The 26,667-nt window shown below is 64.6% G+C and carries 23 protein-coding genes and 1 tRNA gene; 4 read left to right on the top strand and 20 right to left on the bottom strand.

What is annotated here, in order from left to right; translation table 11 throughout:
- Window positions 1-27: 27 nt before the first annotated feature.
- On the top strand, window positions 28-387 hold the full coding sequence (locus C1922_RS06170) for a hypothetical protein (RefSeq protein WP_108748960.1): 360 nt from the start codon (window positions 28-30) through the stop codon (window positions 385-387).
- A 35-nt stretch (window positions 388-422) separates the two neighbouring features.
- Here the strand turns inward: C1922_RS06170 and C1922_RS06165 are convergent, their stop codons facing one another.
- From C1922_RS06165 to C1922_RS06135, 7 genes are all read right to left on the bottom strand, one after another.
- Window positions 423-1,709, bottom strand: coding sequence for a hypothetical protein (locus C1922_RS06165; RefSeq protein WP_159091873.1), 1,287 nt, complete (start codon window positions 1,707-1,709; stop codon window positions 423-425).
- A 149-nt stretch (window positions 1,710-1,858) separates the two neighbouring features.
- Window positions 1,859-2,374 carry a hypothetical protein gene (locus C1922_RS20335; RefSeq protein ID WP_159091871.1) on the bottom strand — a complete coding sequence of 172 codons (516 nt, stop codon included), beginning with the start codon at window positions 2,372-2,374 and terminating at the stop codon, window positions 1,859-1,861.
- A 245-nt stretch (window positions 2,375-2,619) separates the two neighbouring features.
- Window positions 2,620-3,072: a hypothetical protein gene (locus C1922_RS06155; protein WP_108748957.1), complete on the bottom strand. Its 453-nt coding sequence runs from the start codon at window positions 3,070-3,072 to the stop codon at window positions 2,620-2,622.
- Window positions 3,069-3,593, bottom strand: coding sequence for a hypothetical protein (locus tag C1922_RS06150; protein ID WP_108748956.1), 525 nt, complete (start codon window positions 3,591-3,593; stop codon window positions 3,069-3,071). Before C1922_RS06150 ends, C1922_RS06155 begins: the two co-directional genes overlap by 4 nt.
- 1,750 nt (window positions 3,594-5,343) lie before the next feature.
- Window positions 5,344-5,559: an Imm8 family immunity protein gene (locus tag C1922_RS06145; protein ID WP_108748955.1), complete on the bottom strand. Its 216-nt coding sequence runs from the start codon at window positions 5,557-5,559 to the stop codon at window positions 5,344-5,346.
- Between the two features lie 530 nt (window positions 5,560-6,089).
- Window positions 6,090-6,165, bottom strand: a tRNA-Thr gene (locus tag C1922_RS06140).
- Window positions 6,166-6,201: 36 nt separating this feature from the next.
- Complete coding sequence (locus C1922_RS06135) at window positions 6,202-7,206, bottom strand: 2-hydroxyacid dehydrogenase (protein WP_108748954.1); 1,005 nt, start codon at window positions 7,204-7,206, stop codon at window positions 6,202-6,204.
- A gap of 194 nt (window positions 7,207-7,400) precedes the next feature.
- On the opposite strand from C1922_RS06135, the gene C1922_RS06130 reads away from it, so the two are divergent.
- A complete protein-coding gene (locus C1922_RS06130; RefSeq protein ID WP_234413469.1) occupies window positions 7,401-8,222 on the top strand; it encodes a FecR domain-containing protein in 822 nt (273 codons plus the stop codon).
- Window positions 8,223-8,233: 11 nt separating this feature from the next.
- The gene (locus tag C1922_RS06125) at window positions 8,234-11,020 is read left to right on the top strand and encodes a TonB-dependent receptor (protein WP_108748953.1); all 2,787 of its coding nucleotides are present in this window, start codon (window positions 8,234-8,236) and stop codon (window positions 11,018-11,020) included.
- A 97-nt stretch (window positions 11,021-11,117) separates the two neighbouring features.
- Here C1922_RS06125 and C1922_RS06120 read toward each other — a convergent pair whose 3' ends face one another.
- The 10 genes from C1922_RS06120 to murJ all read right to left on the bottom strand — a co-directional run bounded on the left by C1922_RS06120 (window position 11,118) and on the right by murJ (window position 24,081).
- Window positions 11,118-11,789, bottom strand: coding sequence for a lysoplasmalogenase (locus C1922_RS06120; protein ID WP_108748952.1), 672 nt, complete (start codon window positions 11,787-11,789; stop codon window positions 11,118-11,120).
- Window positions 11,786-13,669, bottom strand: coding sequence for a M61 family metallopeptidase (locus C1922_RS06115; RefSeq protein WP_108748951.1), 1,884 nt, complete (start codon window positions 13,667-13,669; stop codon window positions 11,786-11,788). Before C1922_RS06115 ends, C1922_RS06120 begins: the two co-directional genes overlap by 4 nt.
- Before the next feature lie 267 nt (window positions 13,670-13,936).
- A complete protein-coding gene (locus C1922_RS06110; protein WP_159091868.1) occupies window positions 13,937-14,365 on the bottom strand; it encodes a hypothetical protein in 429 nt (142 codons plus the stop codon).
- A gap of 251 nt (window positions 14,366-14,616) precedes the next feature.
- Window positions 14,617-15,519 carry a hypothetical protein gene (locus tag C1922_RS20505; RefSeq protein WP_199912234.1) on the bottom strand — a complete coding sequence of 301 codons (903 nt, stop codon included), beginning with the start codon at window positions 15,517-15,519 and terminating at the stop codon, window positions 14,617-14,619.
- Window positions 15,500-16,270: a Fic family protein gene (locus tag C1922_RS06095; protein ID WP_159091866.1), complete on the bottom strand. Its 771-nt coding sequence runs from the start codon at window positions 16,268-16,270 to the stop codon at window positions 15,500-15,502. Before C1922_RS06095 ends, C1922_RS20505 begins: the two co-directional genes overlap by 20 nt.
- An 853-nt stretch (window positions 16,271-17,123) precedes the next feature.
- Window positions 17,124-18,074 (bottom strand): 4-hydroxy-3-methylbut-2-enyl diphosphate reductase, encoded by a 951-nt coding sequence (gene ispH, locus C1922_RS06090; protein WP_108748947.1) that lies wholly within the window; start codon window positions 18,072-18,074, stop codon window positions 17,124-17,126.
- Between the two features lie 27 nt (window positions 18,075-18,101).
- Window positions 18,102-18,626: a signal peptidase II gene (gene lspA / locus C1922_RS06085; RefSeq protein WP_108748946.1), complete on the bottom strand. Its 525-nt coding sequence runs from the start codon at window positions 18,624-18,626 to the stop codon at window positions 18,102-18,104.
- Complete coding sequence (gene ileS / locus C1922_RS06080) at window positions 18,626-21,457, bottom strand: isoleucine--tRNA ligase (RefSeq protein ID WP_108748945.1); 2,832 nt, start codon at window positions 21,455-21,457, stop codon at window positions 18,626-18,628. The genes lspA and ileS overlap by 1 nt, the downstream gene beginning before the upstream one ends.
- Window positions 21,454-22,401, bottom strand: coding sequence for a bifunctional riboflavin kinase/FAD synthetase (locus tag C1922_RS06075; protein ID WP_108748944.1), 948 nt, complete (start codon window positions 22,399-22,401; stop codon window positions 21,454-21,456). Before C1922_RS06075 ends, ileS begins: the two co-directional genes overlap by 4 nt.
- 75 nt (window positions 22,402-22,476) lie before the next feature.
- Window positions 22,477-24,081, bottom strand: a complete 1,605-nt coding sequence (gene murJ / locus C1922_RS06070) for a murein biosynthesis integral membrane protein MurJ (protein ID WP_108751496.1) — start codon at window positions 24,079-24,081, stop codon at window positions 22,477-22,479.
- Window positions 24,082-24,198: 117 nt separating this feature from the next.
- Between murJ and rpsT the strand changes: the two genes are divergently transcribed.
- A complete protein-coding gene (gene rpsT, locus C1922_RS06065) occupies window positions 24,199-24,468 on the top strand; it encodes a 30S ribosomal protein S20 (protein ID WP_005408560.1) in 270 nt (89 codons plus the stop codon).
- Window positions 24,469-24,631: 163 nt separating this feature from the next.
- On the opposite strand, the gene cgtA is transcribed toward rpsT, so the two are convergent.
- The 3 genes from cgtA to rplU form a co-directional block, all read right to left on the bottom strand.
- Window positions 24,632-25,684, bottom strand: a complete 1,053-nt coding sequence (cgtA, locus tag C1922_RS06060) for an Obg family GTPase CgtA (protein ID WP_108751495.1) — start codon at window positions 25,682-25,684, stop codon at window positions 24,632-24,634.
- Window positions 25,685-25,878: 194 nt separating this feature from the next.
- On the bottom strand, window positions 25,879-26,142 hold the full coding sequence (gene rpmA / locus C1922_RS06055) for a 50S ribosomal protein L27 (protein ID WP_049467623.1): 264 nt from the start codon (window positions 26,140-26,142) through the stop codon (window positions 25,879-25,881).
- Window positions 26,143-26,160: 18 nt separating this feature from the next.
- Window positions 26,161-26,469, bottom strand: a complete 309-nt coding sequence (gene rplU / locus C1922_RS06050; protein ID WP_108748943.1) for a 50S ribosomal protein L21 — start codon at window positions 26,467-26,469, stop codon at window positions 26,161-26,163.
- Between the last annotated feature and the right edge of the window lie 198 nt (window positions 26,470-26,667).

Raw genomic sequence — 26,667 nt, 5'->3', positions numbered from 1 at the left:
GCGGCGTCCATTCCGACAGCCGTCGTGATGCTGCTAGGCCTGCTTGCCGGCCATCTGTATCTGCCGGAACCGGCACTCCGCGTAAACAGCTACAGCAAGCAGACCGTGCCGAACTTCCTGCAGATGTGGCAGGAAGCCGCGCAGTTTGCGCAGGAACGCAGCGCCGACGGGCTGCGCGTCAGCCCCGCCGCGCGCGGGGCGCGCCATTTCGAACTCTATGCCGGGGATAAACCGGTATTACTGGTCGATAACTCGCCGAAGCGCATGGTGATTATCGTGTTCGAGAATTCGCGCGAGCATGTACCGGATCTGTGGGAGCTGGAACATGAATGGTGGCGGGCCATGCGCCAGCGTGGTCAGTTCGTGCGGCATGGCGCCGGCGGGTGAAGATAGGTGGCGAGTAGGGAGCTGCCCAGCCTGCTTCAGTGCCGCGCGGCCTCACGTGGCGGTGGGTATTCGAAGCGCATTTCCCGCTGCCCCTCGCCTACCACCGGTAGCACCGGGTCGGTGCCGGTGCAGCCCAGGCGCAGTCGATCACGTGCGGTAACGGGAACACTGCCACAGCCACCGGAATTACTGATATCCAGCTGCGGCAAGAGGGCCGCAGCAAAGGTTTCAACCTCGCCGCGCGCCGCCTTACGGTTCACCGTTGCAGTCGGCACGCTGTAGCGCAGCTTGATGGCATACAAGCGGTCAATGGCGAGCAGCATTACCGAACTGTACTCCTTGCCATCGCGCACGAAACCGAAATCCAGCACGCTGGCCTCGATACTGGCCGCCGCGTCCGGTTGCGCCGGTGCGACCTTCAAGGTCACCGTCTGCACACGCGACATATCATCGCGCCCCGCCAGCGCTGCGCTGCGCGCCTCCAGCAAACCCTTGCGCTCTCCTTCAAGCAGACCGGCCCGCTGTTCCTGGTCCAGCACACCCACCGGGTAGAAGTACACATCGATCCAGCCGTCCTCGTTGCCGGCCTGCTGAAAGCGCACCGACGCACCACCCGCGACATCGTCGTAGCGGCGCTCGCCCAACGCCTTCCACTGCCCCACCTGCAGGGGGTAAACCACGTTGGTCGCGCGCAGGAAACCGCCCAGGAACGGCGACGGCGCAGACGCGCCCTGACCTGCCGTTTCCGGGTTGAGCATGACCGTGTTGTCGCTGGCACCGCATTCCGCCTTCACCACAGGCGCCAGATGCGCGCGCAGCGTGCCGGCCTTCTGCTGCGCGGCCAACGTATCCATGGCCGCAATGCGCAGCGCAGGATCGGCTGCAATGAAGGCCGCGTAGGCGCGCAGCGCGCTCTCCACACCGGCCACCTGTCGGCTGAGCTGATCGCTGCTTTCGCGCTGGTCTATCTGGAAGGCGAGGTTCCCGAAGCTCTGCTGCATCAGCAGATCCAGGCCGATCTTCTTGGCTGCCTCATCCTGGTCAGGCAGGTTCATGACCTGGCAGAGGGTCACCATGTAATCGGGCGTCTCCGCCAGCCAACGCAGCATCGACACCCGAAGTTCCTGCGCGCCCGGCTGCTGGGGCGATGCTTCCAGCGACTGGGTGAAGCGCACGAAATTGGTGGCGTTGATCGGTTGTGCGGCGGTGGCCTGCGGCGCGGGCGCATCGGGTTGTGCGGCCAATGCGGGGACGGAAAGCGCCGTAGCGATGCCGATGATGGAAAAGGCAGTGAAACGGCGCAGTGTGCTTACTGATGCCATGGTTTACGGTCCCTGTAACCGCCCGGCGCGGTTTCAGGGTGAAGCGTAGCAGGCGGCGTGGGCGGTCGCGACCAGAAAACCATGGCAGCGCCAGATACTCCCTTGGGCGACTGCATGCGCCCCTCGGCCCAGGATGCACACCTCTCAGACTATCTGCCTGACCGGTCTCTGATGGAATCAATGTGGACCCGTAGCGCCGTCGGATCTTCTCTCTCGACTGGCAACATCGCGTCGACCTTGCTCACGCCACTCATTACACCGAGCCACGGCTCTTGCGGACCTTCAGACAGCGAGAAGCGCGATTGCACGATGACCATCCGGTACCACTTGCCATCGAGCATTTCCGAGCCCGCCCCTCTGAGCTCGACGGCGTTGAATACAACATCGTTCGAATAGTCGTCTTCGCTAGGAAACAGGACTGGCAACCCATTCCTGACGGCCAGATACCCAACCAACACCACATCCTTGCCGACTGCCGAGCGAGGGTTTGCGTTCAATCTCGCAAAGCTTGTTCCGCATCGCGAAGAATTGCTCACCCGATGGAAGCAGGCATCCAGCGGCCCGCTGTCCGTGGGGGCGTGAATCTTTCCATCGCCGCAAGCGGTTACGCCGGACATTGCGACAAATGAGATCACCAGGGCGAGCTTGGAACTTGAGAAATTCATATCACCTCGTAAGCCTCTCAACTCCACAATGGAGTCCAAACCGCCCATGCCCGACCTTGAGTATGAGCCGCCAGATGAACCCGCCCCTTTATCGACGATAACGACGGTGTTCCCATCGCTCCACATTGTGACCGGCGCTTGTGCCGTGGGTCCCGAACAAGCTGGCGCGCCCGCCTGTGCGGGACGCGCCATCAACTCACTGCCCTCTGGACGGGCGCCACCACACTTCTTGGCAGAGCCAGTGGTCAATCTGCCCGCAAGAGATAGACGTTCATCGTGGCAATCTTTGAAGAAGGATCCGCATAGATGATCGTCAATGGAATTGGGTCCCCCTTCTCGCACGCCCAAAGAGCATTCGCGTCAGGCACAACCGTGGCAACGCCATTGGCTGCCACCGTCATGCATGCCTTGGGGCGATACATCAACTTCGATGATCCGGTTATGTCGCTTACCTGCCCACTGGGACTCACAAGCTTTACGCTCAGCTGGAATGACGACCCCATCTCGACGCCTACTTGAGACACCGCTGCGCCGTCGAGCACTTCCTCGGAAGTACTATTCTCCAGCAAGGTCGACAATTCCCACTCACCGATCAGATCGACACTTCCGATCGAAGCACGAATGCTCCACTCGGGGCGATCTGCGGTCTGCGCGCCGGCATCAAATGACAGCAGCGCGAGAAGCGTGAAGATGATCATTCGGCCATGCATACTTTGCCACCCATCTCTTGATTGATATCTACCGGAAGCCCATCGTTTTGGCGGGAACTGATGCATTTCTGCCGGACCCGCTCACGTGCAAGATGGACAAAAATGCCGCCTACCTGATGATAGGCACGGGGATTACCTGGCTGCGTTTCCATCAAGCAGGGAACGATACGCTGGCCAACCATGTTCCAGTCGCGCTGAGACCCGCAGCCTAACGCCTCCAGAGCACCTCGGAGATCGACCTGCACGTGATACCACCCCATGCTAGCGAAACACTCCTGGTTGGCCACCCACTTTCCGCCGTTGAATCCATCCAGAAGGGTGTTGACCGCACTGCACGATGCCTCCACGAACGGCCAAAGGCCCCTCTTCTCAAGATAGGGATCTACGAACGCCGGGATCACGTGATCCATCCACTGACAGTTGTCCATCTGGCACCGGATCTCACACGAGCCCTTGGCAATGCAGGTCTGCTGCAGATGGAACAGGTGACGCGGGTCGGTCGAAGGCATTGCGGCGCCTTGCAGCTCTGCAACCGCTTTTCCGCATCCCGAGCCGTCGCTGCTCGGACAATCCGGCGGCAGACACACTGCGCCCGTTGGCGTTGACTGCCCATTGCCAGCAGCGGTGTACTCACAGCCCTGATCGCAGTTTTTTTGCCCAGCTGGTGCACCGGGGAGGCTCAACGAAGGTCGGTTCGCGCATAAGTCCTGAGGTCGAAAGTACGCCTCTCCACATCCGGTTACGGGCACCCAAGGAATGTTGGTCCCGCACATCCACTCGTACAGGCCCGTAATGCCGTCAGTCAAACGAACATGCATAGGATAGAAGTCAGACCTTACCTTCAACCACGCTAAGTGGGTGCGGCGGACCTCCAAATAGGCCTGTCCTTGGTCACAAGGTCTGTTCTGGTAGGGGTACTCCCCGGTGCATCGAGTCGCAACCTCCTCGGCATTGGAACTGAAAGCGGCCGACATCCCAATCAAGGCAAATATAAAAAGTAAAGCTTTGCGCACACTCCATCCCCTCTTAATAGCTTCCATACAAAACGTTGCCCCGAGCGGCGCAGTGTCCAACACGAGCGCTGCTTGCGCAGACTCTTCACTTCGCAAGCCGATTGCAAGCGGCATCGCGAGACGTTCGTCGCAGAACGCATCAATACCGCATTGGTGATGTGGTGAAAGCTCGGCATCAACGCGCTTTGGAGCTGACGGGCGCGGACTCAGCGGAAAGAGCCTGTCACATCGTGGCATCCACCACTGGTGGCAAGAACCGACATCGGCGCGCTTCCGTGCAATCGCCTCCCCAGCCCAAGAAAGAACTCGATGTACGGAATCAGCTTGATTCAGCGCCAGACACCGCGAACAGCATGTCCATTTCGTTCAACGGGATAAGCATTCTGCCTGGCTACATCGTCAATGCTGCTCAGACCCTCCGTCATCCCAGCAGGATTGAGCCTCAGGAACCCATCAGGATTCTTGTTGTTGAAGTCGACAAATATTCTGGTCTCGGACATCCAATAGTCCCTGCGAGCTCCCAATGACGGCAGCTGCCAACGCCGCCACTCGCCCACGCCAACAGATTCCTCGCCACCCAGCGTCGCCCCCTCTCTGGAAGCCACGACACCAACGCCTTCGGCGGTTGAAGCATCTGTGGCGTAAGCCCCCCCTCTTTCGCTGAAACCTACCGCACTTGGGCCTGTAACGGGGAGTTAGGGTCTGTCGCCAATGTGTAACCTCGCGGACCGCCAGCAGTAGTACGGATACACGGTGAATGATAGGGAGCGCGCTGAATCTTCTGCTATGTCGTCGGCACTGCCAAACGCCGCGTAAGTAATGTTGCCGCGCAGTGTCTGGCCTGGCTCCAGACGGACTTCACCGCATCCGTCCGGACAGAATGCTGTCAGGACAGTTTTTGGATGGATCGGGCCTGCGGTCGTGGTCAGGATGGCCCCCTTATACCCCGTCAGGAAGGTCCCATCCGGGCCAGGCCAGCCCTCCTTGGAAAGGCACAACGGCACGGCCGCTGCAGACGTCAGGACAACGTCGTATTGTCTCTCTGCGAGACTGTCAGTCAACGAGAGACTGAAGTCCAGAGGCTCCGCACGCCGAAACGAACCAGCACATGCCGTGATTGTCAGGCACAACACCGTGACATTAAGAATGTTCTTCATCGTCCTGAATCCATGATGCGGGGCGTGCAGGAACCGCTGGTTCATCCACCTTTCACTGCGTCATTTCGGTCCACTGTCGCTCGCCACACCTACTCCTCGCCGATCAAGGGCACATAGCCTTCAAACTCCCAATCCATCATTTCAGCCAGCTTGCTGGCCATTTCTGCCCACGTCCCATCAGGCACAGTCGCACACACGCGCAGGACCGCGCGCTCAACTGCTTCAAAGCTGACGTCATCTACGATGACAAGCTTTGGAATGGACTTACCCTCATCCTCCATGCGTTCGAGCCACTCCCGTTGCATGCGGTGAAGCCAAAAAGGTCCGCCCCATGGCTATCATCTGGCCCAATGGAAGCTTGAAAGTAACAACCAAACAGGCCGGACTCTTGATGGGTCTTGAGCGCAGAATCCCAATCAGCAGTGTCCAGTCCCCGCAGTCTCGCTTTAGTCATTTTTCGGTCGATGCTGGCATGTGCAGCTTTTGTCCCGCTGCGTTCGCATTGAAAAATCGCCGGTTCAGATCAACTTGCCAGCCGCCATCTTGCCGCGTGGGAAAATGAACGTTTGACGGGTTCTGGCTCAAGCACCAGAACCGCAGTTTGCGTTGGCGCGACTCTCCCGTCGAGATGGAATAGCCTCTCCTAGGCTGCACATATCCAACGGCGGTAACGACGACCTGATTGTGCGTCACACCGGCCGCGGGCCGGTGGTGGGAATCCGGGGCTGCCAGCCATGGGCTGGCACTACTGGTGAACCTGCATTCCGCCGGGCGTGGCCCGGCGGTGCCGGCCCAAACAAAAAGCCCCGACCAAGGCCGGGGCTTTTCATACACCTGGTGCCGGAAACAGGAGTCGAACCTGCGACCTACGCATTACGAATGCGCCGCTCTACCAACTGAGCTATTCCGGCTGAGCACGCAATTTTACGGGCAGCCCAGCCCTGCGGTCAATCCGCCCGCACCTGGTTGGCGCAGTCCCGGCCGGCGGTGAAATCGGCCAGGTTGCCCAGGGTGATCGCCGAGATCTCCTGCAGCGCCTCTACGGTGAAGAAGCCCTGGTGGCCGGTCACCAGCACGTTGGGGAAGGTCATCAGGCGCTGGAAGGCTTCGTCGTCGATGATCTCGCCGGACAGGTCCTGGAAGAACAGCGCGCTTTCCTGCTCGTAGACATCAATGGCCAACTGGCCCAGCCGCCGCGACTTCAGCGCGCGGATCACCGCGTGGGTGTCCACCAGGGCGCCGCGCGAGGTGTTCACCAGCATCGCGCCGGGCTTCATGCGCGCCAGCGAGGCATCGTTGATCAGGTGGTGGGTGTCCGGCGTCAGCGGGCAATGCAGCGACACGATATCGGCGCGCGCCAGCAACTCATCCAGCGCCACGCTGTCGCCCACGCTGGCGAACGCTGCCGACGGGTACGGATCGTGCCCCAGCACGGTGCAGCCCATGCCGCGGAAAATACGGGCGGTGGCCAGGCCGATCTTGCCGGTGCCGACGATGCCCACGGTGCGGCCATGCAGGGTGCGGCCCAGCAGGCCGTCCAGCATGAAGTTGCCTTCGCGCACGCGGTTGTAGGCGCGGTGGGTGTGGCGGTTCAGGGTCATGACCAGCGCCAGCGCGTGCTCGGCCACCGCTTCGGGCGAATAGGCCGGCACCCGCGCCACGAACAGGCCCAGCCGCTGCGCTTCGGCCACGTCCACGTTGTTGAAGCCGGCGCAGCGCAGCAGTACCGCGCGCACGCCGCCGGCGTGCAGGGCCTGCAGCACCGGCGCATCCAACTGGTCGTTCACGAACACGCAGACCGCGGTGCAGCCCTGCGCCAGCGGCGCGGTGTGAAGGTCCAGCGCGGCATCGAAGTAGACCAGTTCATGGCCCTGCCCCGCGCCCTGCTGCGCGCTGGCCTCGTCCAGGAAGCGGCGATCGTACGGGCGGGCGCTGAATACGGCGATCTGCATGGGCGGGCCTGCGTGGGAATCCTGCCCCGACCATAGCGCGCCGGCGCTCCTGCCGCAGCACCCGGCGCGGCGGCATGACCGCCGGCACTTCAACCGCCACGCGCGCTCAGGCAGAATCCGCACTGTGCCCGTGCGTTGCGCGGGCTACGCAAGGAGCTGGGCCGCAATCCTCTCCACCACCATGGAGACTGCGAATGATTCGCAACGAGAACAAGGAAGGGACCGTGGTACTGCAACAGCCGCCACGCGGCGTACCGCGCGACAACGCTCCGGCCGGGGTCCACCCCGCGCGCCGCCGCTGGCTGCCGATGGTGGTGGCCGCCGGCATCGGCCTGGCCGCAACGGCCGGCTGGTTGCTGTACATGGACGGCAATCCGTCCACCCGCGTATACGCCAATACCACCCATGCCGTGCAGCGGCAGATCCTGGCCGATGGCAGCGTGGCCACGCTCGATGCCGGCAGCGCGCTCAGCGCCCGCTTCGGCTGGCGCACGCGTGAACTGCAGTTGGACCAGGGCCGCGTGCAGCTGGAAGTGGCAGCGTCGTCGCGGGCCCTGCGCCTGCAGGCCGGCAACAGCAGCATCCGCGATATCGGCACCACCTTCCAGGTGGAACGCCTGAACGATGGCCGCGTGGAAGTGGCCTTGCTGGAAGGCGCAGTGGAAGTGACCAGCGGCAGTGCCCAGCACACGCTGGCACCGGGCCAGCAGTTGCAGGTGCTGGCCTCTGGCCGCATCCAGCCGGGCCCGCAGTTGTCCACCACCGCCGCCGCCGAAGGCTGGCCGCAGGGCGACCTGGTGTTCGACGCGACGCCGCTGTCGGTGGTGGTGGAACGCATGAACCGCTACGGCAGCACGCCGCTGGTGATTGCCGACCCGGACATTGCCGATCTGGCCGTCAGCGGCAGCTTCCGCGCAGGGGATGCGCATGAACTGCTGTCCGCCCTGCAGCTGGGGTGGTCCATCGCTGGCCAGCCGCGCAAGGATGGCGCGCTGGAACTGCGCCGCGTGTACTGAGGCCGCGGCGCATGCCGGCCGCGCAGGCGCTGCGCGCGGGGCTGCTGCTGGCCCTGCTGTGCCTGGCCGTGGTGCCGGGCCAGGCGGGCATGGCGCACGCCGGCGAACCGGCCGCCAGCAGTGATTACCACATTGGCGCCGGCCCGCTGGTACCGGCGCTGCAGGCCTGGGCGCGGCACAGCGGCGTATCGCTGATCTTCGATGCACGTGAACTGGCCGACCTGCGCACCACCGGCGTGCAGGGCCGGCAGAGCCCCGCCGCGGCGCTGAAGCAACTGGTGGCCGGCATGCCGGTGAACATCCTGCAGACCCCGGCCGGTGGCTACGTGCTGCGCCGGCATGCGGCAGCGCCACCACCGCGCCCGGGGAAAGCACCCACGCCTGCGCCGCCCCCACCGCCACCGGTAGCACCGCAGGTGGAACTGGCGCCGGTGCAGGTGACCGGCAGCCGCCTGCCGCGCACCTCCGTGCAGACCACGCTGCCGGTGACCGTTGTCGACCGCGACGACATCCTGCGCAGCGGCTACGGCACGCTGTTCGACCTGCTGCGCCACCTGCCTGGCATGAACGGCCACACCCCGCTGAGTACCGCCCGCGGCGGTGATTCGCTGTACCTGCCGGTGGGCGCGGCGGCCACCACCAGCCTGGACGGCATGGGCCCGCGCGCCACCCTGTTTCTGGTCAACGGCCGGCGCCTGCCGCGCTACCCGATGGTGTCGCTGGCCGACGGCGCGCTGACCGATCTGGGCGGCCTGCCGCTCAGCTTCATCGAACGCATCGAACTGGTGCGCGGTGGTGCGTCGGCCATCTACGGCGCCGATGCCATGTCCGGCGTGGTCAACATCATCCTGCGCGACCAAGCCGAGGGCAGCGAGGCCATGCTGCAGACCGGCGCCAGTGGCCACGGCGATGGCCAGCAGTACCGCGTGCAGGGCGCCACCGGCGGTGTGCGCAGCAATGGTGACCGTTGGTTCGCCGGTCTCGATCTGCACCGCATGCAGCACGTGGCCGGCGATCGCCGCGACTGGCATGCCGATACCTCGCTGTATCCGATCGGGCTGTTGATGGCCAATGGCGATTACTACCCAGCCACCGAATGTCACCTGCCACTACAGGAAGACGACCAGGGCTGCTGGTTCGACAACGTGCGCCCGCGCTCGCTGCAGCCGGCGTCGGACACCGTGGCCGGCTACCTGCGCTACCGCCACGAACGCGGCGAAGGGCGCTACGCGTATGTGGAAGCGCGTGGCAGCTACAACCGCCAGCGCTTTGAACTGGGCCCAACGGCAGTGGCGTTGAACTTCAACCGCACGGCCATTCTCAACGTGGTGCTGCAGGAAGGCGGCAGCGTGCGCCCGCGCGTGCGCGCCAGCGAAGGCGATCTGACCGTGGGCGTTGGCCGCCAGCAGGCGGGCCGCAGCTGGGAAGCCGGCGTGAGCGCGCAGCGCAGCGAGGTGAGCCTGACCACCGATGGCGTGGTGCGCAGCGAGAAGCTGCTGGAAGCGGCGCGCGACTTCGATTTCCTGCCGGGCTTTTCCACGTTGCCACCAGGCCTGGCCGACGACCTGTTCCCAACCATCCACAGCCGTGGCCGTACCGAACAATGGCAGGGCTGGTGGGGCATACAGCGCAACCTGATGGCCCTGCCCGGCGGTGCGGCGCAGCTGGCCACCGGCATCGATCTGCGCCAGGAGCGCTGGACCTCGCAGCCGGACCCGCTGCTGGGCAAGGGCGAGCTGGCGCTGGGCTTGCCGATGGAACAACGCCGGCTGTCGCGCAACAGCAGTGCCGCCTATGCCGAACTGGGGCTGCCGCTGGCGCACAGCCTGCGCGTCGACCTGGCCGCGCGCGTGGACCGCGATGCCGGGCAGACCGCGTTTTCACCGCGCGCCGGCCTGCGCTGGAGCGCCAGCGAGCACTGGTCGTTCCTGCTGGCCAGCGGCCGCGGCTTCCGAGCGCCCAGCCTGTTCGAGCGGCGCCGGCCACCGGGCTATTTCGGCCTGGTCGCCCTGCCCGCTTCGGACACGCTGCCACCCTGCGCGCGGCCGCTGCGCGGTGGCGGCTGCGCGGTGCAGGTGGACGTGGTGGAAAACGATGGACTGAAGGCCGAGACCTCGCGCAGCCATTCGCTGGCGGCCAGCTGGACGCCCAGCGACGCGTTCGCGCTTACGCTGACCCACAACATCGTGGAGCTGCATAACGAGATCCTGGCGCTGCAGCCGGGTGATGCGCTGTGGAACCGCGATACCTGGGTACTGGACGACCAGGGCCGGCTGCGCGATCTGCGCCTGTCCTTCGACAACATTGGACGCACCACCTCGCGCAACTGGGTGCTGCGCGGCGAGTACCGCATCGACAGCGGCGCCAACGGGCAATGGCAGTTCGCGCTGGATGCGCTGAAGCAACAGGAACTGAAGCGCGAGCGCAGCCACGAAGACGCAGTGGATCTGCGCGGCCATGCCACGCCGGAACGCACCGCGATACTGACCGTGCAATGGCAGAACCCGAACTGGGACATCGCCCTGCGCGGCAACCGCGTGGGCCGCATGCGCGCCTGGCTGGCCGGCGAAACCTGCCCGGACGACCAGCGTGGCGAAGGGCATTGCATGAACCCGGCGCAGCTGCGCTGGAACCTGCACGTGGCGCGCCGGTTGAGCCCGCGCGTGGTGGCCGCATTGGACGTGCACAACGTGCTGGATACCGAGCCGGTGAACTACCTGCCGGGCAGCGGTGGCCAGGTGGCCGGGCTGGATGATCCGCTGGGCCGGTATTTCCTGTTCACCCTGCAGTTCCGCTGACACGCCTTTTGTAGCGTCGAGCATGGCTCGACTCTACATAGCGCGAAGTCGAGCATGGCTCGACTCTACATAGCGCGAAGTCGAGCGTGGCTCGACGCTACGCGCGGGCTACCGATCGGGCGATGGCGTACTGCGCGCCGTAATACGTGCCCAGCACCAGCAAACCCGCCAACGGCAGGCCGTCGCCAAAGCGATCCCACGCCAGCAGCGAATCGCTGGCCACGAACAGCAGACCACCGACCGCCGCCCAGCGCGCGCTACCAGCCTGCACCAGCGGCAGCCGCGGGCGCTGCCAATGCCGCGCCAGCGCCAACACCGCCATCGAGGCCAGCACCGCCACGTAGGCCAACACCGGAACGCGCAGCGGTACCGGCAGGTGCGGCCATAGCGCCAGCACATTGCCGATGGCGAACGCACCCAGCAGCAGTGCGGCGGCCAGCAAGCCGCGCCCTGCGTGCAGGCCGTCGCGGAACGCGGCGATGTAGCACAGGTGCGCCAGCAGGAACGCGACCAGGCCCGGCACGAAGGCATCCACCGGCAGCATCAGCGCGATATCACCCAGGCACGACAGCGCCATGCCGGCCAGCACCGCACGCCGGTAGAACGGTGATGCCGCCGGCCGCGCCTGCCAGGCAATGCCGGCGATCAGCAGCGTGGTAGCCGGCTTGGCAAACCAATGCAGCCACCGCCCCTCGCCCTGCAGGAACGCGCCGATGATGGCCAGCACGGCCACCACCAGGATCAATCCATCGCGGCGGCCGAAGCTCATCGCGCCTTCCACAGATCCGCAAGGCGATCAGGCGTACCGGCAACGCGTTCCAGCACCGGGTACTGCAGGCCACCGTGGTAATCGATGGTCATGCTGTCGATGCGGTCGAACTGCTTCACCAGCAGCACGATCGGCGCCTTGTCCTTGGCCGCGGCGGCCACCGCGTCCTTCAGGCGTTCGCTGCTGTATTCGCGCCCGCCCACGGCCATCACCCGCATGCCCGGTGCCAGCCCTGCATTGAACGCCGGGCTGTCCCAGATCACATCGCCCACCACGCCGGTATCCATCACGGTGGCGCCCAGCGAATACGCCAGCAGCGCGGCCTTGGCGCGCTTCTCCTGCGCCTTGTAGGCCTCGTTGGGGGTATCGCGGTAGACCAGCTTCCAACCGGCCAGTGCCAGGCCACCGGTGAGCGAGCCCTGGCCATCCAGGCGCTGGCGCAGGAAGCTGGACCAGTCGTAAGGCGCAATACCGTTCAAGGTCGCTACCACGTCATCGAAGGTGTACGGGTTGACGTTCCAGTCGCCGTTGCCGACGCCGAAGAAGGCGCGCGCGAAATCGTCCAGGCTGCGGCGGTTGCCGCTGAGCGTGCGCAGCTTGCCGTCCACTTCCAGCCACAGCATCTGCCCGCCGGAGTAGTAGTCCTCGCTCATCTGGTAGTTGCGGTACGGCAACGTGCGGCGCTGGGCGATGGTGGGATCGTTGGTGGTGTCCTGCAGCGGGCGCCAGGCCAGGCCGGGACGGCCGCGATCATAGGTGGCGGCCACGTTGGCCAGCATGTCGCGGGCCTGCTCGACCGACCACAGGCCCGAGCGCGCGGCCAGCACCTGGCCCCAGAACTGGGTCTGGCCTTCGTACACCCACAACAGGCTGTCACCCATGGGCGTATTGAAGTTGGCGGTAGCCAGGTCTGCGCCGCGGCGGTACTTGCCGTTCCAGGAATGGGTGTACTCGTGCGGCAGCAGATCGCGCATCCACGCGTTGCTGTCCCATTCGGTGAAGTAGCCGGGGGCCGCGCTGTTTTCGCTGGAACGGTGGTGCTCCAGGCCGATGCCGCCCAGGCGGTCGGTCAGCGCCAGCAGGAATTCGTAGTGATCGTAATGGCGCGCACCGTAGAGCTTGTCGGCCTGCTGCACCAGCGCGCGATGCAGCTTGATCTGCGCATCGGTGGGCTTGAGCGATTTGGCATCGTCGGCAAAGACATTCAGGTGCACCGGCACCTTGGCGCCGGGGTCCAGGTCGATGCGCTGGTGGTGCTCGCCGGCGAACAGCGGTGAATCGACCAGGTGGTCGTAGGCAATCGGCTTGAACACCACGGTGTCGCCGTCGCGGCGCGCGGTTTCCAGTGCGGTGGCGTAGCCCCAGCCCTTGGGCAGGGTGACGCTGGCCTGCGCCTGCAGGTTGCGCGCGTCCACGCCGGCCGGGTACAGCGAATTGGCATTCCATTGCAGGTTCAGCATTTCCGGGGTCATCACCACCCTGCCCTGGCTGCCGCCCTGCGAGGACAGGAAATCGAAGTGGGCCACGATCTCGCTCACGCCTTCGGGCACGTCCACCTTGAACGCGTAGACGTTGTACTGGTCGCGCTGCCACGCCAGCGGCTTGCCGTTGGCGGTCACCCGCAGGCCGGCCAGCTTGTCGATGGGACCGGTGGGCGAATGGTTGCCGGGAATCCACTGCGGGTACAGCAGGGTCATCGGGCCGGGCTTGGCCGGCACGGTGGCGGTCACCTTGAAGATGCGGCGGGCCAGGTCGCGCGCGTCCACATCGATGCGCAGCAGGCCGGGCGCGGCGGCATCGCCCGGCGGCGAGGTCTGCGCCAGCGCAGGCGTGGCGCCCAGCGCGAACAGCACGGACATCACCAGGGCACGGGTCTTCATCAGGCAGGTTCCAGCAACGGTAGAGGTACCGATGCTAGGCCTGTAGGGCGTGCGGCCCCATGGCCGAAGGTCATGGGTGCGGGAACGGTTGAGGCAGGTCCATCAGGAAAGCTGCCTGCCAGGCCGATCATCGACCTGGCAGGCCACTTGGGTGAGACCCTGTTTGGACGCGTGGTCTCTGATTGTCGTCTCAATGGCCCCCGTCATTCTTGACGGGTGCACGTTCCTGACACCGGCCCAACACTTGCAGCCGGGACACAAACAGGCCTATTTCTGCGGCCTCGGATCCCTTGCCTGCTCGCCGGCGTAACCCCCGAAGAGATGGGAAGCACGCTTATCGGCCGCCACCAGTTCAGCGGACGTCAGCCGCAGCTTGGCAATCTCCGACGCGGCCTTGTCGTCACCGAGCATGTAAGCCATTCGCAGGTAGGCAGCAGCGTCCACCAGACTTCGTGGCTGCGAGTTCGCGCTTACATCAGCCAATCCATAATACGCGTACATGTTCCCTGCATTAGCCTGCTGACGAAGGATTATCTTCCCATCCAGAACATTATCTTCAAGCGCGACTCTCTTACCAAGCTCAACGGCACCCGGCAAACTACCCGAACCGACCAGCTGCAGCAGCTCTGCCCGCGAGAGTGACTGGAGACGATCCCGGTCGAACGCACTGGGATATCCGTGCTTGATCAACCACATGGCCTCCGCCGCAGTGCGTGCATCGAGCGGTCCAGCCCCCGCGCAATCCAGCCCGCATAAGTACGACTCGATGCGAGGCGTCACCGCTGCAATCCTTGCTTTGGCTGGCGGCGCTCGCACGCTGGAACGCGCGGACTGGTGTGCTTCCTCCTGCTTGTCATCAGTACTTCGTGCAACACCCTGATGCTCTCCGCCGGAGCCGCCGCACGAACAAAGCGAGAGTAAGCCCAACAGAACAAGCGGCCTTGCCATCATCGTGGCACCTCGCAGACGTTGTCACTGAATTCACGCCACCAGTGCGAGCAGGTCGAATCCTCGGATACCCGTCTCCATTTCTCTCCAATCGAGTTCTTGGCATCTTCCATACCGACAATTCCGTAGGGAACGTATGCATCCAGCGGAATGCCCGTCAACCTCGAGTACTCTGCAAACCACATGATGAAGTTCTTTTCATCGTTTGCCTCTGAGTCGAACGCCTTCAGCATTTCAAAGCAGAACTCCTCGGGCTTCGTTGGTGTAATGCTGTTCCTGTTGGCATTGGCAGCGCCAACCTGAAGATCGCAGGCCAACGCGAGGTGGGTCCGGAACTTGGAATTGGCCTCGGCCAGGCTCATCCCTGATGAGAAGTTGTCGGTCTGCTCCTGCAGGGCCGCCTCGAGGAATGACCTGGCACTTTCATGGGGTTCAATGGTTACCCCGTTCCAAGGGGCATTCTTCCTGGCAAACCCAATGGCCATGCGAATTGAAGACGAATGGAAAACGGTTGAGCCAGGAATCGATTCCTCGCCATAGTATGGTCCTTGAGGAAGTGGAATTGGATTTGGACAGGCGCTCGGCCGGCTTGCGAGAAGCTCTACGCAGCGGGCACTCGGCTGGGTCTCCCCATCTCCGCCAACGCCACCTTCGTTGTCTGGCGGGTCTGGAGGAACGTCAGGACCGGGATCTGGCTGCGGTTCTGGCTCGGGTTCTGGCTGGGGTTCCGGATCTGGCGGAAGCGCATCGATTGGCGGCAGGTTGCTGGTTCCTGTGGTGTCAAACGGCGACACAGCCCAGCGCTGCTGTTCCTGTATCCAATGCCCCTGCGCTGTCCCACCTGCAAGCAGAGACGCTACAGCCAACACCCTCGCAATGGACCTACGCAGCAACACGGACATCGTCCTTGGCCTCCGATGAGCGAGAAGAAACGGTCATGGAACGGATCGCCGCATCCAAGAGCGCCAATTGTTTTCCACCTTCCCGCTGGCACCATTCCTGCCAGCGCACCACCATCCGGAGGGCTGCCTTGTCGCCAATACCGCCGTCGCATGCCCTCACAGACCCGACGGTCACCTCGCCGTGAAGGCACAGCGCGGCGACGACCTGCCTGGGAAGGCCTTGGCGCAGGAGGGATTCGAATGCGTCATTCAACGCAGTCGCGCTGTCCTGCCATCGAAAGAATGATCCTTCTGCACAGATGAATTTCCCGATGCATCGCGACATCTTCCATTGATCAAACAAGGTTCTTCTGAAGTACTTCAGACACCAGAAAAGATAAAGCGCCTCCACACACTGGTACCGTCGATGGAATCCAATTGTCAGCGCCCTCACCGCCCTGCCGTTGCCGTCGGCCAACGGATGTATCATGAACAATTGATAGGCAATGGCTTCTGCCCGCCAGGCCGGATTACAATCCGCGGTCTGGTCAATGAATTCCTGCAAATCTGCCAGTTGTTCGAAAATCCGGTCGGCGGGGCCAAATACCCCAGCCGATGCGACAGGCCCCTCACTCCCCAGCCAGCAGAAACTGGAGCGTTGCTTTGCATCGCAGCCAAGCGCACGCGCAATGTTGAAGTAGCCGCTTGCAATACCCGCCATTGCCGTTGGCGCGACGATTGCTGCCAAACGCTGCAATCCGCTGTTATGCATGCGCCCGAACACTCCTGGTCTGTCCCCCTGTGTGTTGAGCCTGTGACAGAGAAGTTCTACCCAGGGCAGTCGAATAGGAGTCGACAGGCGGCAGGCTGAATGCCCCAGATTTCGAGGTGAGCACTCGGCAAGAGAGCCGGGAATCTCGACGCGAAGTCGATGGGCGCCCCACGTTGAATCACTCGCGCACTCCATGGAAGCGGGCGGTGGACAGAAGAACTGCGTACAGCAAGACGCGATGAATCGACCGCTGACCTGGGAGGTATTTCCAACCATACAAACCTCGAACGAAAGGACCGTGTGCGAGGCTACTCAGCGACCAGAAACCAAGAATGGGAAGCGCATCAAACAAGGAATAATCTGACGCAATGTCATGCAGACCGCGCCAACTCTTGCGCTGATTGGACCGAGATTGTGAACTCAGCGAGCGACTTTCGTCGTCGACCTTGAGGTAGTGGCAGCGAAAAGGCTCAGGCAACGAGCAAGGCACGACACCTCATCGCAAACCCGAGTTACAGGGGCCACACGTCATTGAGGCAGGACCAATCCGACCCAGGCAATGGCCGATCAGTCCACCAACCTCTACGCAGGAAGTACCCGTTACAGGCCTGTCGCGCGTTCGGCCCCATGGCCGAAGGTCATGGGTGGGTGGCGGTATCCACGCATGGCGTGGATCTACTGGTGATGCCCCGGTCCCGGGGCGCCTGTCCACGCGTCGCGTGGATCTACGAGTGAGTCGCGGCCGGCAGTAGATCCACGCCATGCGTGGATGGAATTCATGGCAAGAGAGTGCGAACCAAGGTTCGCACCCACCAGGTCAGTGTCGGTTCGCACCCACCAAGGGGATTGCCGGTCAGTCAACCAACCGCAGCCGCAGTTCCTTCGGCAGTGCGAACACCATCGATTCCGGTTCGCCATCCAGTTCGCCCACGCCGGTGGCGCCCAGCTCGGCCAGGCGCGCCAGCACGCCATCCACCAGCACCTGCGGTGCCGATGCACCGGCGGTCACGCCGATGTGCTGCTTGCCTTCCACCCAGCGCGGGTCGATCTCGTGCGCACCATCGATCAGGTACGACTCCACGCCTTCACGGCGCGCCAGTTCACTCAGGCGGTTGGAATTGGAGCTGTTCGGCGAACCGACCACCAGCACCAGGTCGCAGCGCTTGGCCAGGTCGCGCACGGCGTCCTGGCGGTTCTGCGTGGCGTAGCAGATGTCGTCGTTCTTCGGGCCCTGCATCTCCGGGAACCGCTCGCGCAGCGCCTCGATGATGCCGCGCGTGTCGTCCACCGACAGCGTGGTCTGGGTGGTGTAGGCGAAGTTCTGCGGCTGGTTGATCTCCAGCGTCGCCACCTGCTCCACGTCTTCCACCAGATAGATCTGGCCGGTGCCCGCTTCGCGGTTCCACTGGCCCATCGTGCCTTCCACTTCCGGGTGGCCGGCATGGCCGATCAGCACCACGTCACGGCCGGCGCGGCAGTGGCGGGCCACTTCGAAATGCACCTTGGTCACCAGCGGGCAGGTGGCATCGAACACCTTCAGGCCACGGCGCTCGGCTTCCTGGCGCACGGCCTGGGAGACACCGTGCGCGCTGAAGATGACCGTGTTGTTGTCCGGCACTTCGTCCAGTTCCTCGACGAAGATCGCGCCGCGCTGCTTCAGGTCATCGACCACGAAGCGGTTGTGCACCACTTCATGGCGGACGTAGATGGGCGCGCCCAGCGTTTCGATCGCGCGCTTGACGATCTCGATCGCACGATCGACACCGGCACAGAAACCACGCGGGTTGGCGAGCAGCACATCCATCAGTTCAGTCTCCCGGCAGCGGCCGGCTTACGGTTTCGGGGTGGCATTATCCGCCTTTTTGGCGGACTTGCCGTCGAACAGGCCAAACAGGGCAATACCGATGGCACCGACCACGATGGCCGAATCGGCGATGTTGAAGGCCGGCCAGGTGTAGCTGCCCAAGTACCACTGGATGAAATCGACCACGTGGCCGTGCACCTGGCGGTCGATCACGTTGCCAATGGCGCCGCCGATGATCAGGGCGTACGGCACGGCGGCCTTCCAGTTGCCGCGGGCAGTGCCGCGCAGCCACCAGGCCATCAGCGCGCTGATGGCAATGGCCAGCACGGTGAAGAAGTGCTTCTGCCAACCGCCGGCATCACTCAGGAAGCTGAAGGCCGCACCGGTGTTGTAGGTGCGGTACCAGTTCCAGAAGCCGTCGATCACCACCACCGGCTGGAACTCCGGCAGGCTGGACAGCACCCAGGCCTTGGACCACTGGTCCAGGCCAATGATGGCTGCCGACAGCAGCAGCCAGACCAGGGCATTGGGATGCGGGCGCGCGGCGGCCATCAGAACCAGCTCCGCACTTCACCGGCACCGGTGACGTTGCTCACGCAGCGGCCGCACAGTTCCGGGTGGTCGGCGTTGCTGCCCACGTCGGCGCGGTGGTGCCAGCAGCGCACGCACTTGGCCTTTTCGGTGGGCTGGGCGCTGACGAACACTTCGTCGGTGGTCGCCGGGCGCACCTGCACGTCGCCACTGATGAACAGGAAACGCAGCTCATCGGCCAGCGGCTGCCATTTCGCGGCCTGCTCTTCGCTGGCGGCGATGGTGATTTCCGCTTCCAGCGCGGCACCGATCGCACCGTTGGCGCGCATCGGCTCGAGCACCTTGGCGACCTGCTCGCGCACGGCCAGCAGCTGGTCGAAATCGGCGGCGTTGAGCTGCGCATCGGCCGGCAGCGGCGCCAGGCCGTCGTACCAGGTGGTGAACAGCACGTGGCCGGCACGCTCGCCGGGCAGGTAGCCCCACAGCTCGTCGGCGGTGAAGGTCAGGATCGGCGCGATCCAGCGGGTGAACGCTTCGGCGATGTGGTACATGGCGCTCTGCGCCGAACGACGACCGTGCGAATCGGCCGGCATGGTGTACAGGCGGTCCTTGGTCACGTCCAGGTACAGCGAACCCAGGTCCACGCTGCAGAAGTTCAGCAGCAGCTGCACGATCTCGGCCATGTTGTAGTTGTCGAACGCGGCCTTGATCTTTTCCTGCAGTTCCCAGGCGCGGTGCACGATCCAGCGGTCCAGCGCCACCATCTCGTTCAGCGGGCGCAGGTGCTGGGCCGGATCGAAGCCGTCCAGGTTGCCCAGCAGGAAGCGCGCGGTGTTGCGCAGGCGACGGTAGGCATCGGCGTTGCGCTTGAGGATTTCCTGCGACAGCGACATTTCATTGCTGTAGTCGGCCGAGGCGATCCACAGGCGCAGGATGTCCGCGCCCAGCTTGTTCATGATGTCCTGCGGCTCGATGCCGTTGCCCAGCGACTTGGACATCTTGCGGCCGTGCTCGTCCACGGTGAAACCGTGGGTGAGGCACTGCTTGTACGGGGCGCGCTGGTCGATGGCCACGCCGGTCAGCAGCGAGGACTGGAACCAGCCGCGGTGCTGGTCGGAACCTTCCAGGTACAGGTCGGCCGGCTTGCCGAAGCCACGCGCGGCCAGCACGCCTTCATGGGTCACGCCCGAATCGAACCAGACATCGAGGATGTCGGTGACCTTTTCGTAGTCGGCCGCTTCGGCGCCCAGCAGTTCGCTGGCATCCAGCGAATACCACACGTCGATGCCTTCGGCTTCCACGCGGTCGGCCACCTGCTGCATCAGTTCCACCGTGCGCGGGTGGATCTCGCCGGTCTGGCGGTGGGTGAACAGCGCGATGGGCACGCCCCAGGTGCGCTGGCGCGAGATGGTCCAGTCGGGGCGACCGTCGACCATGCTCTGGATGCGCGCCTTGCCCCAGCTCGGGAACCAGCCCACGGTATCGATGGCAGCCAGCGCATCGTTGCGCAGGTTGGCCTTTTCCATCGAAATGAACCACTGCGGGGTGGCGCGGAACACCACCGGCGTCTTGTGGCGCCAGCAGTGCGGGTAGCTGTGGCGGATCGGGTGGAAGGCCAGCAGCGCGCCGTTGTCGCGCAGCACGCCGACGATGGCGTCCTGCGCCTTCCACAGATGCTGGCCGGCCAGCACCACGTCACCGGCCGGCGGGGTCGATTCCAGGTACACGCCACGGCCATCGACCGGGGTGATCTGGCCGGCGTTGTACTTGTCCAGCAGGCCGTACTTCTGGCTGACCACGTAGTCTTCCTGGCCGTGGCCGGGGGCGGTGTGCACCGCACCGGTACCGTCTTCGTCGGACACGTGTTCGCCGTTCAGCACCAGGATTTCGCGCTGCGGGTAGAACGGGTGCACCAGCAGCTGGTTTTCCAGCGCGGCACCGGTGGTTTCACCGTGCAGCACCACGTTTTCCACGCCGTAGCGCTGCAGTGCGCGCTCGGCCAGCGCGGCGGCCAGCACCAGCCAACGGCGCTTGCCGTTGTGCGCAGGGCCTTCGGCCAGCACGTAGCGGATCTCCGCGCCCAGCGACACCGCCAGCGACGCCGGCAGCGTCCACGGCGTGGTGGTCCAGATCGGCACCGCCACTTCCACGTCGGCCGGCAGGCTCACGCCGAAGGCCTGGGCCACGGCCTGCGCATCGCGCGCGGCGTAGGCCACGTCGATCGCCGGCGATTCCTTTTCCTGGTATTCGATTTCCGCCTCGGCCAGCGCCGAGCCGCAGTCGAAGCACCAGTAGACCGGCTTGGCACCACGCACCAGATGGCCATTGGCCACGACCTTGGCCAGCGCACGGATCTCGTTGGCTTCGAAATCGAAGCTGAGGGTCTTGTACGGGTTGTCCCAGTCGCCGGTCACGCCCAGGCGCTTGAAATCGGCGCGCTGGATGTTGATCTGCTCTTCAGCGAATTCACGGCACTTCTGCCGGAACTCGACCGCGTCGAGCTTCACCCCGACCTTGCCCCACTTCTTTTCCACCGCGATTTCGATCGGCAGGCCGTGGCAATCCCAGCCCGGCACGTAGGGCGCATCGAAGCCGGCCAGGTAGCGCGACTTGACGATGATGTCCTTCAGGATCTTGTTGACCGCGTGGCCCAGGTGGATGCGGCCGTTGGCGTACGGCGGGCCGTCGTGCAGCACGAACAGCGGGCGGCCGGCGGCATTGTCGCGCAGCTGCTGGTAGAGCCCCTGCTCTTCCCACCGCGCCAGAATGCCCGGCTCGCGCTTGGGCAGGTCGCCGCGCATCGGGAAATCGGTGGCTGGCAGGTTCAGGGTGGTCTTGTAGTCCTGGCTCACGCAGTGGCTCGCAATCTATGTTCGGAAAGAAGGGCGCGCGCCTGTTCGGCGTCGCGGTGCATCTGGTCGGTCAGCGCCGCCAGATCATTGAATTTCTCTTCGTCGCGCAGCTTGGCGACGAATTCCACGTCGATGTGACGACCGTACAGGTCGCCCTGGAAATCGAACAGGTGGGCTTCCAGCAGCGGCTCCACGCCTTCCACGGTGGGCCGGGTGCCGAAGCTGGACACCGACGGCCACGGCTGGTCGAACACCCCGTGCACCCAGGTGGCATAGATGCCCGACAGCGCCGGGGTCTTGGGGAAGCGCAGGTTGGCGGTGGGGAAGCCCAAGGTGCGGCCGAGCTGGCGCCCACGCACCACCCGCCCGCTGATCGAATACGGGCGGCCCAGCAGATCACCGGCACGGGTGAAATCGCCGGCCTGCAGCAACTGGCGGATGCGCGTGCTGGAAATGCGTTCGCCGTGCAGGTCCACCGCTTCGATCTCGCCAGCGCTGAAGCCCAGCTCGCGGCCCATGGTCTGCAGCAGGGCCAGATCGCCGCGACGGCGGTTGCCGAAACAGAACTCCGGGCCGATCCACACTTCGCGCGCGCCCAGCCGATGGGCCAGCAGCTGGCGCACGAAGGTTTCGGCCGGCATGGCGGCCATGGCCGCGTCGAAGCGCAGCAGGCCCACGGCATCCACGCCCAGGTCCTGCAGCATCTCGACCTTGCTGCGGGCCAGGGTCAGCCGCGGCGGCGGCGTGCCCTGTGCGAAGAATTCACGCGGCAGCGGCTCGAAGGCCACGGCCACAGCGGGTACGCCCACGGCGCGCGCGCGGGCGACCGCGTGGCGGACCAGCGCACGATGGCCCAGATGGAGGCCGTCGAATGCGCCGATACAGACCACGCTTCCGTTGGGGAACAGCTCCCCGCCCTCGACGCTTCTGAACAGCCTGCTCATCAACTCTCGTTCCGGCCCACCCGGGGCCGTCGCTTCAATGGTGTAACCCTGAAGTATAGCCGCCATGGGCGGCGATCAATGGCCGCGCAGGTCGCGCGGGCGGAAGCCCATGGCCACCATGGCCACCGCGTAGGTAGCGCCACCGCCGCCGACCAGCAGGCCCAGCGCGCCGATCCGCTGCCACACGCCCATGTTGCCGAAGGCCGGCAGCCAGTGCAGCAGGGCCAGCAGCACGGCCACCATCGCCACGCAGGCCAGCAGCAGGCGAGTCAGGTAGCCGCCCCAACCCGGCCGGCGCTGGTAGACATCGGTCTTGCCCAGCCAGTACCAGAGCAGGCCCAGGTTCAGGTAGCTGGACAGCGCGCTGGCAATGCCCAGCGCCAGGTGCAGGCCCGGCTGCTTGCCAATGGCGGTCATCACGCCCTGCGCCTTCAGCTCGTCGGGCACCATCAGCTGGTACAGCACGGCCAGCAGGGCGAAGTTGAACACCATGTTGGCCACCAGCGCGGCCACGCCGGCGCGCACCGGGGTCCGGGTGTCCTGGCGGGCGTAGAACGCCGGCAGCACCACCTTCAGCAGGGCGAACGCCGGCAGGCCGAAGCTCAGGCCGTACACCGACAGCGCGGTCATGCGGGTGTCGAAGGCGCTGAACTGGCCATGCTGGAAGATGGTGGCGATCAGCGGCTCGGCCAGGAACAGCAGGCCCAGCATGGCCGGCACCGAGATCAGCAGGGTCATGCGCAGGCCCCAGTCCAGCGAGCGCGAGAAGCCTTCGCGGTCGGTGCTGACGTGGTGGCGGGCCAGCGCCGGCAGGATGACCGTGCCCAGCGCCACGCCGAACACGCCCAGCGGCAGTTCCAGGAAGCGGTCGGCCAGCGACAGCCAAGACTGCGAGCCATCGGTCAGCTTGGCCGCGATGACCGTGTCCAGCAGCAGGTTGATCTGCGCCACCGACGAACCGAACAGGGTCGGCACCATCAGTGTCATCACCTTGCGCACGCCCGGGTGATTCCAGCCCCAGCGCGGCAGGGTCAGCAGGTTGATGCCCTTCAGCGACGGCAGCTGGAACAGCAGCTGCAGGATGCCGGCGGCCAGCACCGCCCAGCCCAGCGCCAGGATCTGCTTTTCCGGGGTGCCGCCCAGCCGCGGCGCCAGCCACAGCGCGCCGGCGATCATGCACAGGTTGAGGATGACCGGGGTCAGCGCCGGCATGGCGAAGCGCTGGAAGCTGTTCAGCGCGCCACCGGCCAGGGCGGTGAGCGAGACGAACAGCAGGAAGGGGAAGGTCAGGCGGAACAGGTCGACCAGCAGGCCCTGCTTGACCGGGTCGGTATCCACGCCACTGGAGAAGACCGAGGCCAGCTGCGGCGCGAAGATCAGCGCCAGCGCGGTGACCAGCATCAGCACCCCACCCAGGGTGCCGGCGGTGCGCGCCATCAATTCGCGCAGCTCGGCGTGGCTGCGGGTTTCCTTCACTTCCGTGAACACCGGCACGAAAGCGGTGGCGAAGGAACCCTCGGCGAACAGCCGGCGCAGGAAATTGGGTATCCTGAAGGCGACCCAGAAAGCATCAGTGATGGCGTTGGTGCCGAACGTGGTGGTCACCACGAAGTCCCGGACAAGTCCGAGAACGCGCGAGACCATGGTCATGCTGCTGAACGACAGCAGGCCCCGCAACAACTTGGGTGAACTCACTCAGCGTCCCTCTTGACAATCGACTTGACGTGCATTTCTTACGCCATCATACTAGCTAGCTTGCTGTTCCCATAACACCGATTTTTTCAGGAAACCACCACCGTGGCCAATATCAAGTCCGCCAAGAAGCGCGCCAAGCAGACCGTCGTGCGCAACGCGCGCAACGTGGCTCAGCGCTCGATGCTGCGCACCGCTGTCAAGAAAGTGATCAAGGCGCTGGACGCCAACGATGCCGCCGGCGCCGAAGCCGCCTTCGCCGTTGCCCAGCCGATCCTGGATCGCTTCAGCGCGCGTGGCCTGATCCACAAGAACAAGGCTGCTCGTCATAAGAGCCGCCTGAACGACCGCATCAAGGCCCTCAAGGCCGCCTGATCCGGCGTTGCCGCCCTGCCCTTCGGGGTGGGGCAGCAGACAAAAGCCCGGCCCCGGCCGGGTTTTTTGTTGCCCGTCATTCCGGGATGACACCCCGGGGTCCAGCAGCCAACAAAAAACCCGGCCGTAGCCGGGTTTTTCGCGCGGAACCACCACAGCGCTGTTACGCGTTGCGGGCGGCTTCCAGCTCGTCTTCCTTCTGCCGATCGAAGAACGCCATGATGCGGCTCATGATCGGGAAGGTGCCTTCGCGGCCCAGCGCAGACACCAGGAACCACGGCTCCTTCCAGCCCAGCTCGGCCACGATCTGCTCGGCCGCGGCCTTCGCCTCGTCTTCGAACATCAGGTCGGCCTTGTTCAGCACCAGCCAGCGCGGCTTCTGCAGCAGTTCCGGGTCGTGCTTTTCCAGTTCGCGCTCGATGGCACGCACCTGCTCGACCGGGGAAATGCCTTCCACGCCGCCTTCCATCGGGGAAATATCCACCAGGTGCAGCAGCAGGCGGGTGCGCTGCAGGTGGCGCAGGAACTGCGCGCCCAGGCCGGCACCGTCGGCCGCGCCTTCGATCAGGCCGGGAATGTCGGCGATCACGAAGCTGCGGTAGTTTTCCACCTTCACCACACCCAGGTTCGGGTACAGCGTGGTGAACGGGTAATCGGCCACCTTCGGCGTCGCCGCCGAAACGGCGCGGATCAGGGTGCTCTTGCCGGCGTTGGGGAAGCCCAGCAGGCCAACGTCAGCCAGCAGCTTCAGCTCCAGCTTCAGGGTGCGCTCTTCGCCCGGCTCGCCCGGCAGCGCCTGGCGCGGCGAGCGGTTGGTCGAGCTCTTGAAGTGCATGTTGCCCAGGCCGCCGCGGCCACCCTTGGCCACCAGCAGGCGGTCGCCGTGCTGGGTCAGGTCGCCGATGATTTCATCGGTGGCCACGTTGATGATCACGGTGCCGACCGGCACGGTGATGGTCAGGTCTTCGCCGCCCTTGCCGTAGGCCTGGCGGCCCATGCCGTTCTCGCCGCGCTGCGCCTTGAAGATGCGGTCATGGCGGAAGTCGACCAGGGTGTTCAGGTTTTCGTCGGCGCGGATGTACACGCTGCCGCCGGCACCGCCGTCGCCGCCGTCCGGGCCGCCGAGCGGAATGAACTTCTCGCGACGGAAGCCAATGCAGCCGTTGCCGCCGTTGCCGGCGAACACTTCGATTTCTGCTTCGTCTACCAGTTTCATTGTTTCGATGCCTGCGATGGGCGCGGCCTGCGTGCCGCCGCCTTGAATGTCGTGCCAGGTGCCACCCGGCAATCGGGCCGTGCCCGTTTTACCACTGATTCCAACGAAAAGCCCCGCCGAAGCGGGGCTCTTCATGCAGCGTGCTCTTCATCCGGCGCGGCAGTGCCAGGGCACGGCCGGCGGATACAGCCTGATCAGGCTTCGACCGAGACGACGCTGACGGTGCGGCGCTTCTTCGGGCCCTTCACCGAGAACTCCACCTTGCCGTCCGTCAGGGCGAACAGGGTGTGGTCACGGCCCAGGCCAACACCGGTACCCGGGTGGAACTGGGTGCCGCGCTGACGCACGATGATGTTGCCGGCTTCGATGGCCTGGCCGCCAAAGATCTTGACGCCGAGGTACTTCGGGTTGGAGTCGCGACCGTTGCGCGAGGAGCCTACGCCCTTTTTATGTGCCATGACTGCTTCTCCTGATGCTTAGCCGGCGATGCCGGTGATCTCGATTTCGGTGTAGTACTGACGGTGACCCTGGCGCTTCATGTGGTGCTTGCGGCGACGGAACTTGATGATCCGGACCTTGTCAGCACGACCCTGGGACACGACCTTGGCGGTGACCGAAGCGCCGCTCAGGGCGTCGCCGATCTTGATACCGTCGCTGTCGCCCAGCAGCAGGATGTTGTCAAACTTGATCTCGCTGCCGACTTCGACTTCGAGCTTTTCGACGCGGAGCTTTTCGCCCTGCGCCACGCGGTATTGCTTACCGCCGGTGACCAGTACTGCGTACATGACCAGACTTCCTCTGTAGTTATTGTGGTCTATGGACTGCCGCCATCGAGGGCGGACAGGAGCGGGATTGTACGCAGATCAATGGGCGCCGGTCAAGTCAACCCCTGCCGGGGCCTGCGGGGCCGGGTCGGAACGGGGTCAGATCCCTTTTCACGCCGTGAAAAGGGATCTGACCCCTTCATAAAGCCTTGTCTCACA

Origin of the sequence: Stenotrophomonas sp. ZAC14D2_NAIMI4_7, from assembly GCF_003086675.1 — a bacterium.
Classification (GTDB): Bacteria; Pseudomonadota; Gammaproteobacteria; order Xanthomonadales; family Xanthomonadaceae; genus Stenotrophomonas.
The sequence above is the reverse complement of the archived record's forward strand: the minus strand, read 5'-3'. Positions and strand labels throughout refer to the sequence as shown.